The organism is Microbacterium tumbae (assembly GCF_054780175.1).
Genome location: NZ_BAAGWV010000011.1, coordinates 1 through 640, shown reverse-complemented (window position 1 = coordinate 640; position 640 = coordinate 1). Strand labels below are relative to the sequence as shown.

The 640-nt window shown below is 68.3% G+C and carries 1 protein-coding gene; it reads left to right on the top strand.

The features are described from left to right. Positions 1–229: 229 nt before the first annotated feature. Positions 230–640 (top strand): hypothetical protein (locus ACYVGQ_RS18725; RefSeq protein ID WP_460786201.1); only part of this gene is annotated, 411 nt, incomplete at its 3' end.

Sequence of the window (640 nt, the reverse complement as noted above, 5' to 3'; positions counted from 1 at the left end):
AGACCGGCCGCCGTCTCCTGCTCGTCATCACCCTGCACCGTGAACCGAAGCGCCATACCGGCAGTCTGCCCGGGGTCGCGGGGGAGGCGGGGCGGAATTCGGGAAACGGGCTACTCGGCGCTCGGCCCCGGGGTACCCGCGCTGAACTGTCACAACTCCGGCACACCGCCACCGCTGGGCGCCCGCGCGGCGGCATGATGCCTTCCCGAACTACTGGCAGGGGGGCACCGTGTTCTTCAACAAAGACCCGGAGAAGGCGGCACAGAAGGAAGCGGCGAAAGCCGAGAAGCGGCAGCAGCGCGACGAGGCCGCCGCGCAACGCCAAGCCGACAAGGCCGCACTCAAAGAGTGGCGGAGAGATCACCCCGCCGAATCGACCATGAACATGGCGGCGCTGATGAAAATGTGGCCGTCCTCGAAGATGGGCGTCACCGCGCTCGGCCCCGTCAAAGGCGGATCAGCCGAGTTCGTCAACGCCGGCGCCCACAAGGCCTGGACCGCCACCAGACTCGTTGCCGGTGTCGCCACGGCAGGCATGTCGGCGGCAGCGACCGGCCGGAAGAACAAAGGTGCCGCGGTCATCAACGTCACCTTCGGGAACGGCGCCGCGCAGACGTACACGGTGAAGCCCGAGCCGTCG